At 40.8% G+C, this 16,790-nt stretch carries 16 protein-coding genes; 12 read left to right on the forward strand and 4 right to left on the reverse strand.

All coding sequences use genetic code 11. From position 1 onward, the window contains the following. Positions 1 to 28 precede the first annotated feature (28 nt). Both pyrE and FHR28_RS14605 read left to right on the forward strand, forming a co-directional pair. The gene (pyrE, locus tag FHR28_RS14600) at positions 29 to 679 is read left to right on the forward strand and encodes an orotate phosphoribosyltransferase (protein ID WP_004718641.1); all 651 of its coding nucleotides are present in this window, start codon (positions 29 to 31) and stop codon (positions 677 to 679) included. 75 nt (positions 680 to 754) lie between these two features. Beyond that, entirely contained in the window at positions 755 to 1,288 is a 534-nt protein-coding gene (locus tag FHR28_RS14605) for a hypothetical protein (RefSeq protein ID WP_004718640.1), read from the forward strand. 2 nt (positions 1,289 to 1,290) lie between these two features. On the opposite strand, the gene FHR28_RS14610 is transcribed toward FHR28_RS14605, so the two are convergent. Genes FHR28_RS14610 through FHR28_RS14620 form a run of 3 tightly spaced genes read right to left on the reverse strand, consistent with a single transcriptional unit; the run spans position 1,291 to position 2,960 of the window. Beyond that, positions 1,291 to 2,001, reverse strand: a complete 711-nt coding sequence (locus FHR28_RS14610) for a VanW family protein (protein WP_166782943.1) — start codon at positions 1,999 to 2,001, stop codon at positions 1,291 to 1,293. A 16-nt stretch (positions 2,002 to 2,017) separates the two neighbouring features. After that, positions 2,018 to 2,719 carry a class I SAM-dependent methyltransferase gene (locus tag FHR28_RS14615; protein ID WP_166782944.1) on the reverse strand — a complete coding sequence of 234 codons (702 nt, stop codon included), beginning with the start codon at positions 2,717 to 2,719 and terminating at the stop codon, positions 2,018 to 2,020. A gap of 40 nt (positions 2,720 to 2,759) precedes the next feature. After that, entirely contained in the window at positions 2,760 to 2,960 is a 201-nt protein-coding gene (locus tag FHR28_RS14620) for a DUF3565 domain-containing protein (RefSeq protein ID WP_035371612.1), read from the reverse strand. Positions 2,961 to 3,070: 110 nt separating this feature from the next. On the opposite strand from FHR28_RS14620, the gene gshB reads away from it, so the two are divergent. The 8 genes from gshB to lpxC all read left to right on the forward strand — a co-directional run bounded on the left by gshB (position 3,071) and on the right by lpxC (position 12,461). Then, on the forward strand, positions 3,071 to 4,015 hold the full coding sequence (gene gshB / locus FHR28_RS14625; protein WP_166782945.1) for a glutathione synthase: 945 nt from the start codon (positions 3,071 to 3,073) through the stop codon (positions 4,013 to 4,015). A 305-nt stretch (positions 4,016 to 4,320) separates the two neighbouring features. Further along, positions 4,321 to 5,418, forward strand: a complete 1,098-nt coding sequence (gene murG, locus FHR28_RS14630; protein WP_016539102.1) for an undecaprenyldiphospho-muramoylpentapeptide beta-N-acetylglucosaminyltransferase — start codon at positions 4,321 to 4,323, stop codon at positions 5,416 to 5,418. A gap of 13 nt (positions 5,419 to 5,431) precedes the next feature. Next, positions 5,432 to 6,880: a UDP-N-acetylmuramate--L-alanine ligase gene (murC, locus tag FHR28_RS14635; protein ID WP_004718629.1), complete on the forward strand. Its 1,449-nt coding sequence runs from the start codon at positions 5,432 to 5,434 to the stop codon at positions 6,878 to 6,880. Positions 6,881 to 6,961: 81 nt separating this feature from the next. Continuing rightward, positions 6,962 to 7,891 (forward strand): D-alanine--D-alanine ligase, encoded by a 930-nt coding sequence (locus tag FHR28_RS14640; RefSeq protein WP_004818390.1) that lies wholly within the window; start codon positions 6,962 to 6,964, stop codon positions 7,889 to 7,891. A 4-nt stretch (positions 7,892 to 7,895) separates the two neighbouring features. Continuing rightward, positions 7,896 to 8,750: a cell division protein FtsQ/DivIB gene (locus FHR28_RS14645; protein ID WP_004718624.1), complete on the forward strand. Its 855-nt coding sequence runs from the start codon at positions 7,896 to 7,898 to the stop codon at positions 8,748 to 8,750. 63 nt (positions 8,751 to 8,813) lie between these two features. Further along, positions 8,814 to 10,076 carry a cell division protein FtsA gene (ftsA, locus tag FHR28_RS14650; protein WP_004718623.1) on the forward strand — a complete coding sequence of 421 codons (1,263 nt, stop codon included), beginning with the start codon at positions 8,814 to 8,816 and terminating at the stop codon, positions 10,074 to 10,076. A gap of 163 nt (positions 10,077 to 10,239) precedes the next feature. Beyond that, a complete protein-coding gene (ftsZ, locus tag FHR28_RS14655) occupies positions 10,240 to 11,433 on the forward strand; it encodes a cell division protein FtsZ (protein ID WP_004718620.1) in 1,194 nt (397 codons plus the stop codon). Between the two features lie 125 nt (positions 11,434 to 11,558). After that, complete coding sequence (lpxC, locus tag FHR28_RS14660) at positions 11,559 to 12,461, forward strand: UDP-3-O-acyl-N-acetylglucosamine deacetylase (RefSeq protein WP_016539103.1); 903 nt, start codon at positions 11,559 to 11,561, stop codon at positions 12,459 to 12,461. A gap of 97 nt (positions 12,462 to 12,558) precedes the next feature. Here the strand turns inward: lpxC and FHR28_RS14665 are convergent, their stop codons facing one another. Further along, on the reverse strand, positions 12,559 to 13,008 hold the full coding sequence (locus FHR28_RS14665) for a hypothetical protein (RefSeq protein WP_004718616.1): 450 nt from the start codon (positions 13,006 to 13,008) through the stop codon (positions 12,559 to 12,561). A gap of 105 nt (positions 13,009 to 13,113) precedes the next feature. Here FHR28_RS14665 and FHR28_RS14670 point away from each other — a divergent pair, with 105 nt between their 5' ends. Next, positions 13,114 to 13,791, forward strand: a complete 678-nt coding sequence (locus FHR28_RS14670) for a M23 family metallopeptidase (protein WP_004718614.1) — start codon at positions 13,114 to 13,116, stop codon at positions 13,789 to 13,791. A gap of 288 nt (positions 13,792 to 14,079) precedes the next feature. Next, on the forward strand, positions 14,080 to 16,788 hold the full coding sequence (gene aceE / locus FHR28_RS14675) for a pyruvate dehydrogenase (acetyl-transferring), homodimeric type (protein WP_004718613.1): 2,709 nt from the start codon (positions 14,080 to 14,082) through the stop codon (positions 16,786 to 16,788). The last annotated feature ends 2 nt before the right edge of the window (positions 16,789 to 16,790 follow it).

Raw genomic sequence — 16,790 nt, forward strand, 5'->3', positions numbered from 1 at the left:
CCTCAATGTATGAATTTTGGAGCACCTCATGTCAACGCCAGCTCAGTTTAACCCGCAAGCTTTTATCGAACTCGCATTATCACGTGGTGTGCTTAAATTTGGTGAGTTTACTTTAAAATCAGGCCGTGTGAGCCCTTATTTTTTTAATGCAGGTTTACTCAACGATGGTGAAGCATTATCGCTTTTAGCTCAAGGTTATGCAGATAAATTAACACAATGTAACAACGTTGAAGTGATCTTTGGACCTGCATATAAAGGAATTCCTTTTGTTGCAGCAACAGCTGTGGCTTTGTCACAAGTACATGGTGTAAGTGTGCCTTGGGGCTTTAACCGTAAAGAAGCCAAAGACCATGGTGAAGGCGGTGTATTGGTCGGTGCTTCAGTAGAAGGTAAAAAAGTCTGGATTATTGATGACGTGATTACAGCGGGTACCGCAATTCGTGAAGTTGTCACAATTCTTAAAAATGCAGGTGCGACAATTGCAGGCGTATTGGTTGCGCTAGATCGTCAAGAAAAAGGGCAAGGCCAACTGTCTGCCATCCAAGAAGTTCAACAAGAACTTGAGATTCCAGTGCATGCTTTAATTAGCATGAAAGACTTAATGGATTATCTAGATGCTAAAGGCGAGCAAGATGCTTTAGCAAAAATGGAAGCTTACCGTGTGAAATATGGTATATAAGTTAAAAAAAAGGATAAGATAAGGAGCATAAGCTCCTTATTTTTATGGACTATAAAGGATTAGGTGCCATTTTAAATGTTCATTCTATTGATAATCGTCGTGGTTGCTGTACTTGGCATTATGCTGGTCAAACATATCGATCAACGACGTTGGCAACGTTACCAATTTGAGCGGGATATGTTTTTTCGGCAATATCCATTTCAATGGAAAGGTTTAGAACAGTTTGAGCTGGTTTTAAATATCAACGTGCACGCCCAGAAAAAATTAATCAATGAATTGATGTTAAGAGCATCTGAGAACAGTTATATCAAGAAATCACGTATTCAACGTGAACCTGAATGTTCGAGACAACAATACTCAATTAAAGTCATGATTCAAGATTTAACTATTGGGCACTTAGAAAAGAAATATGCAGACTTATTGGGAGAAAGTTTAGATCAAACTGATTTTGAAATTGGTCGCCCGATCGAGCTAGATGCTGAAATCATTGTGTTTGAAAAAGATGATATCGAGTTGGGCTGTCGTGTCAAACTGGCCTTACCGCGTGATCCACGGACTGCACATCAATACCTGATAGAAAATAGCCAACAACAATTTCAAGAAAAATAAGCTTAATCAGTATGCGAATTGAGCAAGTAGATACTTTGCTCAATCTGTTTTTGGTCTTGTAAGGTGCGTACAATCCGATGGGTTTTAGAATCTTCAACAATAAATTTGAGTGTATATTCCTTTAAATGCTGTTGAGCGACCAACTTGGCCACCAGTTGGTCATGCTGTCTGAAAATTTGAATTTGTAGTGCCTGATCTAAACAATTTTGAAACTGTAAGTCCTTATAGCCATACACCACAGTTGCATCACTGCCTAAAGGGGTAAAGCGCTCATGTTCCTGATAAATATCAATCGAATGTGAATGTCGTTCTGTGATGGTTAAACCCGCTTTTAACGCATTGATATAGAGCAAGCAAGAAATTTGACAGATCCCACCACCCAGATCTTCTGAAATTTTTCCATTGACCAGATTACGCCCTGTTTTAAAGCCATTGTTTAACGTCGGGGCTGTTACCAAATGCCAAAATGAAAAGATTTGATTTGGCTCAATGACCAAACCGTTTATGCTCTGAATCGCAAGATCAATGTTATGGGTTTTATTTTCAAAATAATGATTTATCTTGATGCTTTGTTGGGTTGAAATTTGCTGGTCTGATTGCCACAGTGTTTGATGTTTTAAGGCAAACTGTAGCTTCGAGAAAAGGTGTTCACGACAATACCTGCGTAATAACTGATAAAGCAGTTTCCATGATTTGGGTAAATATTGCCGCATATTCCACCTGCTTATTCTAATTGTTTACTGACGGTTGTTTTTCTAAAACGACAACCAAGTATGATGCATATTCTTTTAAAAATGAACGGCACATCAAGCTGTCTAGGCTTCTAAACAGTGGGCGTAAAATCGTTGGAATACGATGGATAGGGAAAAATAAAAAGCCCTGACTTTCAACCAGCTTCCATTGAGGGCCAAGCAGCTTTTCAATCTCTGCCAATGTCATTTGATGAGCAGCATGCCAGCTTTGTTGTTGATGCTTTACAGCTTGTCGACGTTTGGCAGAGGGGAAATCAAAAATAAGCTTGCCATTGGTTTTTAATTTTTGATGCGCCTCATTCAGAAACTGTTCTGTGGTTGTATGGTCTTGATGCATGATCACATGAAAGCTATAAATGACATCGAGCTGATGGTTTTCGATTGGAATTTCAGTCAGAGAGCCTTCAAGCAAGATTTTATGCGGATATTTTTCTCTAGCGACTTTCAGCATTTCAGGGCTGAAATCTACACCGTAATCGGCATAATCGAGTAAACGACCTGTACCACAACCGATATCCATACAATGTGTAGGTGCTGTTTTACTGAGAATACGCTTGAGAAAAGAACGCTCTTGTTGGTCTAAATATTGCCCATAACTGTTGTTAAAACGGTTGTTATCGTAGTCGTGCGCAAGTTTGTTATAGTAATTTTTAATCTCTGAGTCAGGTTGATTCGACATTGAATAACTCTTTTTATTGACGAATAGAAACTAATTTAACTTATAAACTATTTTGTTGAAGATCACACGTTTTACACGCTAAAAACATGCCTATTTTTTCCTGCCGTCCTTGTTCTGTCAACACCCACGGACGATTCTGCCAAGGCGGAAGATGACGTACATGTTGTTGATGCCCACACGCAAGTTCAGCAACATAATGTTGCTCCTCATCCAAATGAAATCCCACAATGGCTTGTTGCATTTCGATCATCATATTCACAATAATTGCTAAGAGTTTAGCGAAATTTCGAAAAAGTACACCAGATTCTCCGCTATACTGCATTCAATCCAAAATTTTATAAGAGCATCAATATGCGCGTACTTGTTGTGATGGATCCCATCGAAAGTGTAAACCTGAAAAAAGACTCAACAATGGCAATGTTATGGGCGGCTACACGTCGAGGGCATGAGTTAGGCTATGCATTACAACAAGATTTATATATTGACCAAGGCAAAGCATTTGGTTTGATTTCACCGCTTCAGGTTTTTGAAGATTATGATCACTACTATGAGTTAGGTGAAAAAGCCAAAGAGTCACTTGCGGCCTATGATGTAGTGTTGATGCGTAAAGATCCGCCTTTTGACATGAACTTTGTTTATACCACTTATATTTTGGAACAGGCAGAGCGTGAAGGGGTGTGGATTATTAACAAACCACAAAGTTTGCGTGACTGTAATGAAAAACTATTTGCGACCCAATTTCCAGATCTACAAGTACCCACTTTAGTGACCTCACAGCAAAGTTTGATTCGTGAATTCTTAAAAGAACATGGTGACGTTATTGTTAAGCCACTGGATGGTATGGGTGGAATGGGGATCTTCCGTTTATATCAAGATGGCGTCAATATTGGTTCAACCATTGAAATTTTAACTGAAAATGGCACACAACCGATTATGGCACAACGTTATATCCCTGAAATTGTGGATGGTGATAAACGTATTTTGCTGATTAATGGTGAGCCTGTACCTTATTGCTTGGCTCGTATTCCTCAAAATGGTGAGGTGCGTGGGAATTTGGCAGCAGGCGGTTTGGGTGAAGCTCGTCCATTGACTGAAAATGACAAAGCCATCGCCGCCAAAGTTGGACCATTCTTAAAAGCCAAGGGTTTGGTTTTTGTCGGATTAGATGTGATTGGAAATTATGTCACTGAAATCAATGTCACCAGTCCAACCTGTATTCGTGAAATTGATGATCAATTTGGTACTTCAATTGCAGATGATTTGTTTAATGTACTAGAAGCAGGTCAGTCAGTTTAATTTAAGCTGGGATACTGCATTCTAAATCTCAACTAAAAAATAGAGTCGTTCGCGGCTCTATTTTTTTGCTGTCGATTGGCTATAAAAATGATAAATCATCGAGAAATATAAAAAAATAACGTTTAATTCCACTTTTTTTAACGGATTAATGATAAAAGTAGTTTAAACTTTCAAATCAGTAGAAAAAAACAATGAAAGGCTTGGTGAAAAAAAGTAAATAAACTTTTCCCCATAGCGGATTGTGATTACAATTGGTTGTTTAAGATATTCGTTAAATATTTATTTTTGCATTGAAGAATTAGACCGTGACCGAACCCCAGCAAAGCACACCGAAACACATCATGATGATGGCGGCAGGTACAGGTGGACATGTATTCCCTGCACTGGCAGTTGCAAAAGAATTGCAACAACAAGGCAGCCAAGTGTCTTGGTTGGCGACTCCGACAGGTATGGAAAATCGACTTTTAAAACAACATGATATTCCAATCTATCAAATTGATATTCAAGGTGTACGTGGCAATGGTATTGTACGTAAATTAGCTGCACCCTTTAAAATTTTAAAAGCAACCTTGAGCGCAATGCGCTATATGAAACAGCTCAATGTCGATGCAGTGGCTGGTTTTGGGGGGTATGTTGCGGGGCCAGGTGGTTTGGCTGCACGTTTGTTGGGTATTCCTGTGATTATTCATGAACAAAATGCAGTGGCAGGCTTTACCAATACCCAGCTTTCAAGAATTGCTAAAAAAGTCTGCGAAGCATTTCCAGATACTTTTCCGAAAAGTGAAAAAATTGTGACGACAGGTAATCCTGTACGGGCAGAAATTACCGCAATTTATAATCCTTCTTTTCGTTATAAAGAACGCGAAAATGCGGCTGAACCCTTACATATTTTAATTGTTGGCGGTTCTTTGGGTGCGCAAGCCCTGAATGAATGTGTACCTCAAGCCTTAAAACAATTTGATGTTCCATTAAAAGTATTTCATCAGTGTGGGCAAAACAAGCAAGAGACCACACAGGCTTTATATGCGGATGCACCTGCAAATATACAGGTTGAGGTTCAGCAATTTATTGAAGATATGGCACTGGCCTATAGCAACGCAGATTTAATTATTTGTCGTGCTGGCGCACTAACAGTCACTGAAGTGGCGACGGCTGGTGTGGCGGCAGTATTTGTGCCATTACCAAGTGCGGTGGATGATCACCAAACTGCCAATGCAAGATTTTTGGAGAAAACAGGTGCTGCGAAAATCTGTCCGCAGCAGAGCATGACTCCAGATTCGTTAAAGGATTTACTAACACCGTTGATGAACCGCCAATTACTGATGGAAATGGCGGTAAAAGCTCGTCAACAAGCTCAACCAGATGCAACACAACGTGTGGTTGGTTTAATTCAAGATTTGTAAGTTAGAGTTGATTATGTCTCCAACAAGCCCTGCTGATAAAGCAAAAAACCTAATTAAAATTCCAGAGATGCGCCGTATTAAACATATCCATTTTGTGGGTATCGGTGGCGCTGGGATGTGCGGTATTGCAGAAGTATTGAAAAACCAAGGCTATAAGGTTTCTGGTTCTGACATTAAGGCATCAAAAACAACGGTTCAACTTGAAGAAAACGGCATTAAAGTTTTTATTGGACATACGGCAGACAATATCAAAGGTGCAAATGTACTGGTTGTTTCTACTGCAATTGACCCTGAAAATTTAGAAGTAAAAGCAGCAATTGAAAATCGTATACCAGTAGTTCGTCGTGCAGAAATGTTGGGTGAATTGATGCGTTATCGTCATGGTATCGCGGTTGCAGGAACCCATGGTAAAACCACCACAACCAGTTTAGTGACCTGCATGTTGGCAGAAGAAAACATGGATCCAACTTATGTGATCGGTGGTCTGTTAAACCGTACCGGTGTTAATGCTGCGTTGGGTGCTAGTCGTTTCATTGTCGCAGAAGCAGACGAATCAGATGCATCATTTTTACATCTAGAACCTATGGCGGCCATTGTTACCAATATTGATGCAGATCATATGGATACCTATGGCGGTAGTTTTGATGTACTTAAAGACACCTTTATCAAATTTTTACAGAAAATGCCGTTCTATGGCTTGGCTGTAGTTTGTGGTGATGATGCCAATATTCGTGAAATCATGCCACGTATTGGTCGCCCAGTGCTGACCTATGGTTTTGATGAAGACAATGATATTCGCGCAATTGACGTTGAACAAGTCGGTATGCAGTCAAGCTTTACGGTATTGCGTAAAGGTCGTGAACCATTACGTTTAACCATTAATCTTCCGGGTTTGCATAATATTCTAAATGCACTGGCTGCGATTGGTATTGCAACAGATGAAGGTGTTTCTGATGCTGCGATCGCACGTGCCTTAGAAAGCTTTAGTGGTGTAGGTCGCCGTTTCCAAGTTCAAGGTGAGTTTGAGTTGGATGAAGGCACTGTAAAACTTGTAGATGATTATGGGCATCATCCGAAAGAAGTTGAAGCGACCATTAAAGCTGCACGTGCCAGCCATCCAGATCGTCGTTTGGTGATGATGTTCCAGCCACATCGTTATAGTCGTACTCGTGACTGTTTTGATGATTTTGTAGATGTGTTGTCACAAGTCGATCAATTGTTGTTGTTAGAAGTATATTCTGCAGGTGAGAAACCGATTGTTGGTGCAGATAGTCGTTCTTTGGCGCGGAGTATTCGTCTGCGTGGCGAAGTTGAACCGATCTTGATTGACCCAGTGGAAGGCAATTTGCAGAACGCGATACAAAAAGTGTTACAAGCGAATGACTTGTTATTAACACAAGGTGCGGGTAACGTGGGAGCAATTTCTGTAGAATTGGCTCAAAACCAACTGTATTTAAAATAATTGATTTGGCTTTGTTTAAATTTGGATTTGAATAAAGCCTAGAAATTAAATTGACTAACTTATAAGTTTAAGGATTTAAACGTGTCAAATGCTTCTAAATTCGGCAAAGTAGCGGTATTGCTTGGTGGGAAATCTGCTGAGCGTGAGGTGTCATTAGATAGTGGTAAAGCTGTTTTAGAAGCATTATTACGTTCGGGGGTGAATGCTGAAGGCTTCGATCCACAAGAGCGTAGTGTGACGGAACTCGTGGGCTATGATCGCGCATTTATTGTATTGCATGGTCGTGGTGGTGAAGATGGTCAAATCCAAGGCGCGTTAGAATGGATGAATGTACCGTATACAGGTACAGGGGTTCAGGGTTCAGCGATTGGCATGGACAAAGTTAAGACCAAACAAATCTGGCAAGGTTCAGATTTACCGACTGCGCCGTATCGTATTATTTCCAAAGATTCTGATTTAACTGAAGTGATTGAAAGCCTTGGCTTACCATTAATCATTAAGCCTGTACATGAAGGTTCTAGTGTTGGTATGAGCAAGGTTGAAAAAGCTGAAGACCTTGCTGCTGCAATTGAAAAAGCTACAGTACATGATGCTGTGGTGATGGCTGAAAAATGGATCACGGGGCGTGAATACACTATTTCTTTCCTCAATGGTTTGCCATTACCTGTGATTCGTTTGCAACCGCCTGCTGATGTTGCATTCTATGACTATGAAGCAAAATATAACCGTAATGACGTGGAATATGGTATTCCATGTGGTTTAAGCGAGTCAGAAGAAAAGAACTTACAAGAATTGTGTTTACGTGCTTTCCAAGCCGTCGGTGCCAGTGGTTGGGGACGGATTGATGCGATGTTAGATGAACAAGGTCATTTCTGGTTGTTAGAAGTGAATACAGTACCTGGCATGACCAGTCACTCGCTTGTGCCTAAAGCTGCAAAAGCTGTAGGTTATAGTTTTGATGAATTGTGTGTTGCGATTTTAGCGCAAACGCTCACGGAACAAGCACACTAAGTTTATGGCTCAACTTCCTGCTTCGATGCGTCGCAAACGTGCGGCTATTACATCAATACACGATAAGCCGCCAACACGTCAGGAAAAGCTTCTCAACGTGGGAAGCTGGTTGCTTATGGTCATTGCTATTGCTGTGCTATTTGCAGGAATCTATGGTCTGTATAAAGTGATTACCGATGCTCGGGTGGCCACACTTCAAGTGGTAGGTACTACCTCATCGGTAGAGTCACAAGCAATTACACAACATTTGGCACCTGTTGTTAAAAATAATTATTTCACCTCGGATTTAGAACAGATTCGAGATAAAGCACTAGAAGTATCATGGGTGGATCGTGTTGTGGTTTCACGGGCATGGCCAAATGGTATTCGCGTGCGGATTATGCCACGTCATGCAATCGCTCGTTGGGGAACCGGGCGATTACTGAGTGATGCTGGAGATGTCTATACAGAAGCGGTGGCGAAGAATTATTCAAACCTGCCATTGCTTCATGGGCCGCTCAGCCAATCCAAAGTGATGATGCGTCGCTATAATGAAATTAATCAATTATTTCACCCAGTCAACTTACGTTTAAAAGAGCTTTATCTCACTGAACGTATGACTTGGTTTATGCAGTTTGATTCGGGACTACGGGTGATCGTAGATCAAGATCAAACCATGAGTAAGCTACAACGTTTAAGTCACTTGGCACAAACTGATTTGAAACCTACTTGGTCGAATATTTCCGCCATTGATTTGCGCTACCGAAATGGTTTGGCAATTCAATGGAGAAATTCTATTTCACCAAAAATTGTGAATGGTCAGTTTGTTGTAACCAGTAATGACATAAGCGTTGCAGGTGGGATGGTTGCACAGCCATAATACGTGGCTTGAAAAAGAGGCATATAGCCAAACATAAACAATGAAGATAATGGTAGCAAAGTGATGAATGAAGCTGTTCCCTCAGTTGTTGCAATTGACATTGGGACACATAAAGTTTCAGTACTGATTGGTAAAGTACATGCCCCTGATAATATTCAGGTTATTGGCATGGCAAGCGCACGCAATAAAGGAATGAATAAAGGCAAAATTGTGAGCCTTGATAAAGTCACAAATGCAATTAAACAAGCCGTTCAAGAAGCTGAAGATATGGCTGAGTGTCGTATTCATTCAGCTTGGGTTTCTATTCCAAGCACCGAATTACAAAGCCATTATGCGATTGGTCGTACGCCGATTTCAAATTCAGAACATACCATTACGACAACTGAAGTGGTGCGTGCATTAGAGCTTGCTAAAGCTAGTCATATGACAGCCGATCATTACTTAGCAAGTGCAGTGCCTTTAGGTTTTGAGCTGGATGATTCAAGTGAGTGGGTACAGAACCCAATCAATTTATCTGCCAATAGTATGACAGCCCATTATCAATTGATGATGATGCCAATCAGTACTATGCAGAACTTGGATCGTGCAATGAAAGGCGCCAATATTTCGGTTGAAAAAATGGTGGTATCTTGTTTAGCAACTGCAGAAGGCAGTTTGCTGAAAGATGAAAAGGAATATGGCGTTTGTTTGCTCGATATTGGTGCTGGAACGACCAATATTGCAGTCTATATTGAAGGGCATTTGGCATTAGCCCATACCATTCAATGTGGTGGTGAAAATGTCACACGTGATATTGCAACAGTGTTGCAAACCACAACCGAAGAAGCTGAACGGATTAAGCTACTGCATGGTTGTGTTGATATTCACCAAGTTAAACCGGATCATATGATTCAGTTTGAGGCAATTGATGGCCCACAAACCATTAGTCGTATTGAGTTGACTGAAATTATTATCGCACGTTATGAAGATATCTTGGGTAAAGTACGATACGAATTAGAACAACGTAGTGCACTACAAAGTTTGTATCATGGTGTAGTGCTGACAGGTGATGTTTGCCAGATTGAAGGCATGGTGACATTGGCTCGTCGTATGTTGGGTATCTCTGCACACTTAGGCAATCCACCGTTACAAGTGGTGACCGATGATCAGAATTTACCATCTTTACGTCGTTCAATGTATGCTACAGCAGCAGGGTTACTTTTGTTTAGTCAAAGTGACATGCAAGAGGCGATTGAAGAACCTGAAGTTCAAGGTGGAAGACCATTCTTTGATCGGATTGTGAATGGTTGGAATGCCTTAAATAACAAATTAAAAGGTATTTTTTAGGTGTGGTTTTTTGGGGAATATTGTTAGGAAGTTGTAAGTGTTCTGTCCAATACTTGACAAGCTCTGCAATGAACAGCATCCTAAAAACAATTTTTATTATTGAAGATCAAGGCAGTATACGGGCTTAAGTGACTGCCAAATTATATTAGGAAATCTAAAGGTCATGGCCTCATTTGAATTTTTAGACGATGGACAAACCGATAACAACGGTCAAGCCCGTTTTACTGTGTTTGGTGTTGGTGGCGGCGGTGGTAATGCTGTACAACACATGGTGCAATCTGACATTAAAGGTGTGAAATTTGTTTGTGCAAATACAGACAAGCAAGCCCTTGATCGCATGAATGCCCCTTTTAAAATGCAACTTGGTGAGCAAAGCACACGCGGTTTGGGTGCTGGTGCTAATCCAGATGTAGGTCAAATTGCTGCTGAAGAAAGCCGTGAGCAAATCCGTCAACACCTTGAAGGTGCGGATATGGTATTTGTGACCGCTGGAATGGGCGGTGGTACAGGTACAGGTGCTGCACCCGTTGTTGCTGAGATTGCTCAAGAAATGGGTATTCTTACCGTGGGTGTGGTGACAACGCCATTTAACTTTGAAGGTCGTCGTCGTCAACGTTCGGCTGAAAAAGGGATTGAAGCATTAGAACAACATGTTGATTCTTTAATTATTATACCGAACCAACGTTTACTCAGCGTTTATGGTGACATCTCTATGCAAGATGCTTACCGTAAAGCAGATGACGTGTTACTGAATGCGGTACGTAGTATTTTTGATCTGGTTGTTCGTCCTGGTCATATTAACCTTGACTTTGCTGACTTGAAAACTGCGATGAGTACACGTGGTTATGCGATGATGGGTGAAGGTAAGAGTAGTGGTCCAGACCGTGCTGAAGAAGCTGCACGTTTGGCGATCCGTAGTCCGTTATTGGATAATGTAAATATCATGAATGCCAAAGGGGTGTTAATTAACATCACTGGCGGTGCTGATGTTACTTTACGTGAAACTGAAGTGATTACAGATGTTGTGAACCAGATTGTTGACCTTGAAGAAGGTGAAGTGTTCTTTGGTACTGTATTTGATCCAGATGCACGTGATGAAATCCGTGTCACTGTGATTGCTACAGGTTTAACACGTAATGCCAGTGATGCAACTGAAGCAAAACGCAGAACCCATATCAGCAATGTTGCCCAATCATATAGCCAGCAAGCTAGCCACAACACTGTGGTTGATGAAGATGACGTTCCAGCGATCAATAAACGTCAAGAAGATGGTGCACCTGTTGCAGCACCAAGTTCAAGCGGTCGTTCTACGCCAATGAGTATTCAAGATTATTTGAAAAATCAACAGCGTAAATGATTGATAATTATTAAAAATAATTAATATCAACGAAAAAGGTAGTGAGATTCATTACCTTTTTTGTTTTTTATCAATGGCTAAATGTGCTAACGTATAGCGGATTTGAGAATGAAGACCGAATTAGCATGTTGAAACAACGTACCCTGAAGCGAGTCGTTAAAGCGAGTGGCATCGGACTACATAGCGGACAAAAAGTCATGATTAACTTTTTACCGCATGTGGCGGACGGGGGTATTGTATTTCGCCGTATCGATTTAAATCCACCTGTCGATCTGCCAGCAGATGCTATGCTGATTCAAGAAGCATTCATGTGTTCCAATTTGGTTAGTCATGAAACCAAGGTTGGAACCATTGAACATGTCACCAGTGCAATCGCTGGCTTGGGTATAGATAACCTGATTATAGAAGTGTCTGCTTCTGAAATACCAATTATGGATGGTAGTGCAGGTCCATTTATATATTTACTCATGCAGGGCGAATTAGTAGAACAAGACGCACCGAAAAAATTTATTCGAATTCTCAAACCTGTTGAAGCACTCATAGAAGATAAGCGCGCAATTTTTACCCCTCACGATGGTTTTCAAATCAATTTTACTATCGACTTTGATCATCCTGCATTTGCAAAAGAATACCAATCGGCGACCATTGATTTTTCAACAGAAACGTTTGTCTATGAAGTCAGTGGTGCACGTACTTTTGGTTTTATGAAAGACCTCGATTATTTAAAAGCCAATAATCTGGCACTGGGTGCGAGCTTAGATAATGCTGTCGGTTTAGATGATACTGGCGTGGTCAATGAAGAAGGTCTACGTTTTGCTGATGAGTTTGTTCGGCATAAAATTTTGGATGCAGTCGGTGATTTATACCTACTTGGGCATCAAATTATTGCCAAATTCGATGGCTATAAATCGGGTCATGCACTGAATAATCAACTTTTACGCAATGTTAAAAGCGATCCAAGCAGCTATGAAATTGTAACATTTGATGACGAGAAGCTGTGCCCAATTCATTTTGTCAACGTGACATAAGTCTTTGTCTTTTAGGCATTGTGTTATAATGTAACAATAAAAAGTGTGATATCTGTCATATTTTAACCAGTTTTAATCTTAATTTAATCTAATTAGGTTACTTTTTATTGCTTGCCAAACGTAGTAAAGCTTGGCTAAGCTTAGGGTCGCTCACAAAACTAGCGGCATTTTGTAACATTTCAGATGTTGCAGGTTGTATGCTTCTTACAGTTTTATGGAGTTGTGGGGGTGTTTCAGTATTGCTGTTTTGAATACGTAAACGAACTTGCAGTTTTTGTAAATCACGAAGTTCGTTGATTTGTGACAATTGAGAAATATACTGTTTTTGAAGATAACCGAGTTGACTAATCATGGCTTGATTTTCACCGGTGATGGTCAAAATACCGTATTGATAACAGACAACTCGCCAATTCTCAGGTTGAGGAAGTAGCGGTTGAATTAATTTAGTAAGTTTTTGCCATTCGGCAACTTGCTTTGTAAGAAACGATAAGTTTCCTGTTTTTAAGTGTTGTCTTGTTGGTTGAAAGACGTTTTTGGGTTCAGACATACATGGTTCCTACATATTTATGTCTTATCTTAAGCGCTCATTTCGATAGATATCAAGGATGAGATCACTCAAGAAACTTGACTAAGAACAGTTAAAGAGGTTTTTATGCACACGCGACGTATTTTATTGGCTTTTACTTTAGCAGCTTCCGCTGCAACCGCTGCATTTGCAGACTTGGTTCAATCACCAGATCGTTTAGAACAATTATCCAAGACTTTATCTCAAGGCTCTTATAATCCAGATGATTTAGATCTTCCTGCTTCAGCAAAGATGAATATTACTTTACGTAGCCAGGATGCACCAATCGAGTTAAACAATGCAAGTATCGCTAAAAAATACGGTTCTAGCGCAAACTCTGCTTCTCGTTACACTGCAAACTCTCCATATTCTTGGTTAGTCACTCATCCGCTTCCAGATATGAAGCGCGTAAGCTCTGATTTTGGTGGCCGTACAATGGGTGGTCGTGCAGAACATCATTCTGGTTTAGACCTTTCAGCACCAAGTGGCACACCAATTTATGCAACAGGTCCTGGTATTGTGACCAAGTCTGGTTGGGGCACTGGTTATGGTCAATATGTAGAAATTAACCATGGTAATGGCTATATCACACGTTATGCGCATGCTTCACGTCTAATTGCCCGTGTAGGTGATCAGGTGAAGGCTGGTGAACATATTGCCAACGTGGGTTGTACAGGGCGTTGCACAGGTCCACATTTGCATTATGAAGTAGTGAAAGATGGTCAACGTAAAAATCCATCTTCTTACTTAGCAATGTTGCCTTAACGCTAAACATTTGATTGTTGAGCTTATGACTGATGCTCTGTATGCATGGTTGAATTCGTAGTCGCGATGAATTAAATAGTGTATTCAGACTATCATCAAATAAAAAATTATTTTGTATAAAAAACCGCCTTTATTGGCGGTTTTTTGTTATTTTAAGTGTTAATTAGTCAACAACTATTTAGTTGCTAAATAATCCTTACAATCTGCATTTGGCTGTAACGATAACTTAACAGGCCCAAAACATGATACATATAATATATAGAAAACTATTCAAGGAGTAAGTGGGAAATGGCGTATTATGGTGATAGCGACGCTCAGGAAACACAAGAATGGCAAGATGCCTTTGATTCAGTGCTCCAGCATATGGGTACGGATCGTGCTGCGTTTTTATTAGAAAAATTATATCAACAAGCAATTTCGAAGCATGTACCTATTCAGCGTCTAAATACCCCTTATTTAAATACCATTCCAGTTGAAGAATCTCCAGCGATGCCAGGCGACCAAGATATGGAGCGTCGTATTCGAGCATTAATTCGTTGGAATGCTTTGGCAATGGTTCTACGTGCCAATAAAACAGGTGATGACTTAGGTGGTCACTTGGCAAGTTTTGCGTCTTCAGCAACCCTATATGATGTCGGTTTTAACCATTTCTTCCGTGCCAATAGTGATAGCTTTGGTGGCGACATGATCTATTACCAAGGTCATTGTGCACCAGGTATTTACGCACGTTCATTTTTAGAAGGTCGTTTGACTGAAGATCAATTGAGTAATTTCCGTCGTGAAGTGGGTGGTCAGGGGCTTTCAAGTTATCCTCATCCTTATTTAATGCCAGATTACTGGCAGTTCCCAACCGTTTCGATGGGCCTTGGTCCAATCATGTCAATTTATCAAGCGCATATTCAAAAGTACTTGATGAATCGTGGTTTGATCAAAGAAGAAAACCGTAAGGTTTGGGCGTATCTTGGCGATGGTGAAATGGATGAGCCAGAAAGCTTAGGTGCAATCTCGCTTGCGGGTCGCGAAAAATTAGACAACTTAATCTGGGTGGTTAACTGTAACTTACAGCGTCTAGATGGTCCTGTACGTGGTAACGGTAAAATCATTCAAGAGCTAGAGTCACTGTTCCGTGGTGCAGGCTGGCGTGTGATTAAAGTGGTTTGGGGTCGTCATTGGGATCCTTTGATCGATAAAGACACTTCAGGTGCTTTAAAAGCCCGTATGGATGAAACGCTAGATGGTGAATACCAACGCTACCAAGTAAAAGGTGGCGCTTATACCCGTGAAAAATTCTTTGGTAAATACCCTGAAGCTGCGGAGTTGGTAAAAGGCTTAAGTGATGAGGATATTGATAATCTGAATCGCGGTGGTCATGACCCATACAAAGTATATGCCGCGTATGCAGCAGCAATGACCAGCAATGGTCAACCGACTGTAATCTTAGCGAAAACAGTGAAAGGTTATGGTTTGTCTGACGAAATTGAAGCTGTCAACAAAACCCACCAAATCAAGAAAATGCAACACGATTCATTGAAATATGTACGTGACCGTTTCAATTTGCCATTCTCTGATGAGCAACTTGAAGAGCTTCCATTCTATCGTCCAGGTGAAAACTCACCTGAATTGAAATATATGAAAGCACGTCGTGAAGCTTTAGGTGGTTATTTACCTGCACGTCGTAAAGACAGTGAAGTATTGGCGATTCCTGAGATTTCAGTATTTGATGGTGTGCTTAAAGGCAGTGGTGGTAAAGAGCAATCAACCACGATGGTTATGGTGCGTTTGATTGCTGCATTGTTAAAAGAAAAAGCCATTAAAGACCGTGTTGTGCCTATCGTACCTGATGAAGCGCGTACTTTCGGTTTAGAAGGCATGTTCCGTCAGTTGGGTATCTATGCTGCGCATGGACAAAACTATACCCCAGAAGACCAAGAACAGCTCATGAACTATCGTGAAGCGAAAGATGGTCACATGTTGCAAGAAGGGATCAATGAAGCAGGTGCAATGAGCGCTTGGTCAGCATTGGGTACCAGTTATTCAACCAATAACTTACCAATGATTCCGATGTATATGTATTACTCAATGTTTGGTTTCCAACGTATTGGGGATATTGCATGGGCAGCGGGTGATTCTCAGGCACAAGGCTTCTTGTGTGGTGCAACAGCTGGTCGTACCACATTAAATGGTGAAGGTTTACAACACCAAGATGGTCATTCTCATATCTTGGCAGGTACGATTCCAAACTGTGTAGCGTATGATCCTTGCTTTGGTTATGAGTTAGCCGTGATTGTGCATGATGGTTTACAACGTATGTATGTGAATCAGGAACGTGTGTTCTATTACTTGACCCTCATGAATGAAAACTATGATCAACCTGCATTGCCTGAAGGTGCTGAAGAAGGCATCAAACGTGGTATGTACTTGTTCAATAAAGATGAAAAAGCCACAGTTCAGTTATTGGGTTCAGGCGTGATTCTGCGTGAAGTGATTAAAGCTGGGCAAATTTTACGTGATGAATACCAAATCCATTCCAATGTATGGAGTGTAACAAGCTTCAATGAATTGGCGCGTGATGGTATGGCTGTTGAAGAATACAATCGTCTACATCCACTTGAAGATGGTAAAGAGTCTTGGGTTTCTCAGCAATTGCGTGACACGGATGGTATTGTTGTTTCAGCAACAGATCATATGCGTGCCTATAGCGAACAGATCCGTGCTTACCTTCCAGATAGCCGTCCATATGTAACATTGGGTACAGATGGTTATGGTCGTTCGGATACACGCAGTAATTTGCGTAGTTACTTTGGTGTAGATGCGGCACACATTGTGGTTGCAACATTGAAAAAACTTGCAGATGAAGGTGAAGTTGATCCACGTTTAGTGAAAGATGCAATCTCTTCATTTGAACTTGATGTTGATCGTCCAGTTGCATGGTTACCGCAAGCGCACCCATCTGTACAAGAAGTTGCTGCTTATACTGAAGTGACAGAGGAGAAATAATG

The organism is Acinetobacter sp. BIGb0196 (genome assembly GCF_011759595.1).
Classification (GTDB): domain Bacteria; phylum Pseudomonadota; class Gammaproteobacteria; order Pseudomonadales; family Moraxellaceae; genus Acinetobacter; species Acinetobacter guillouiae.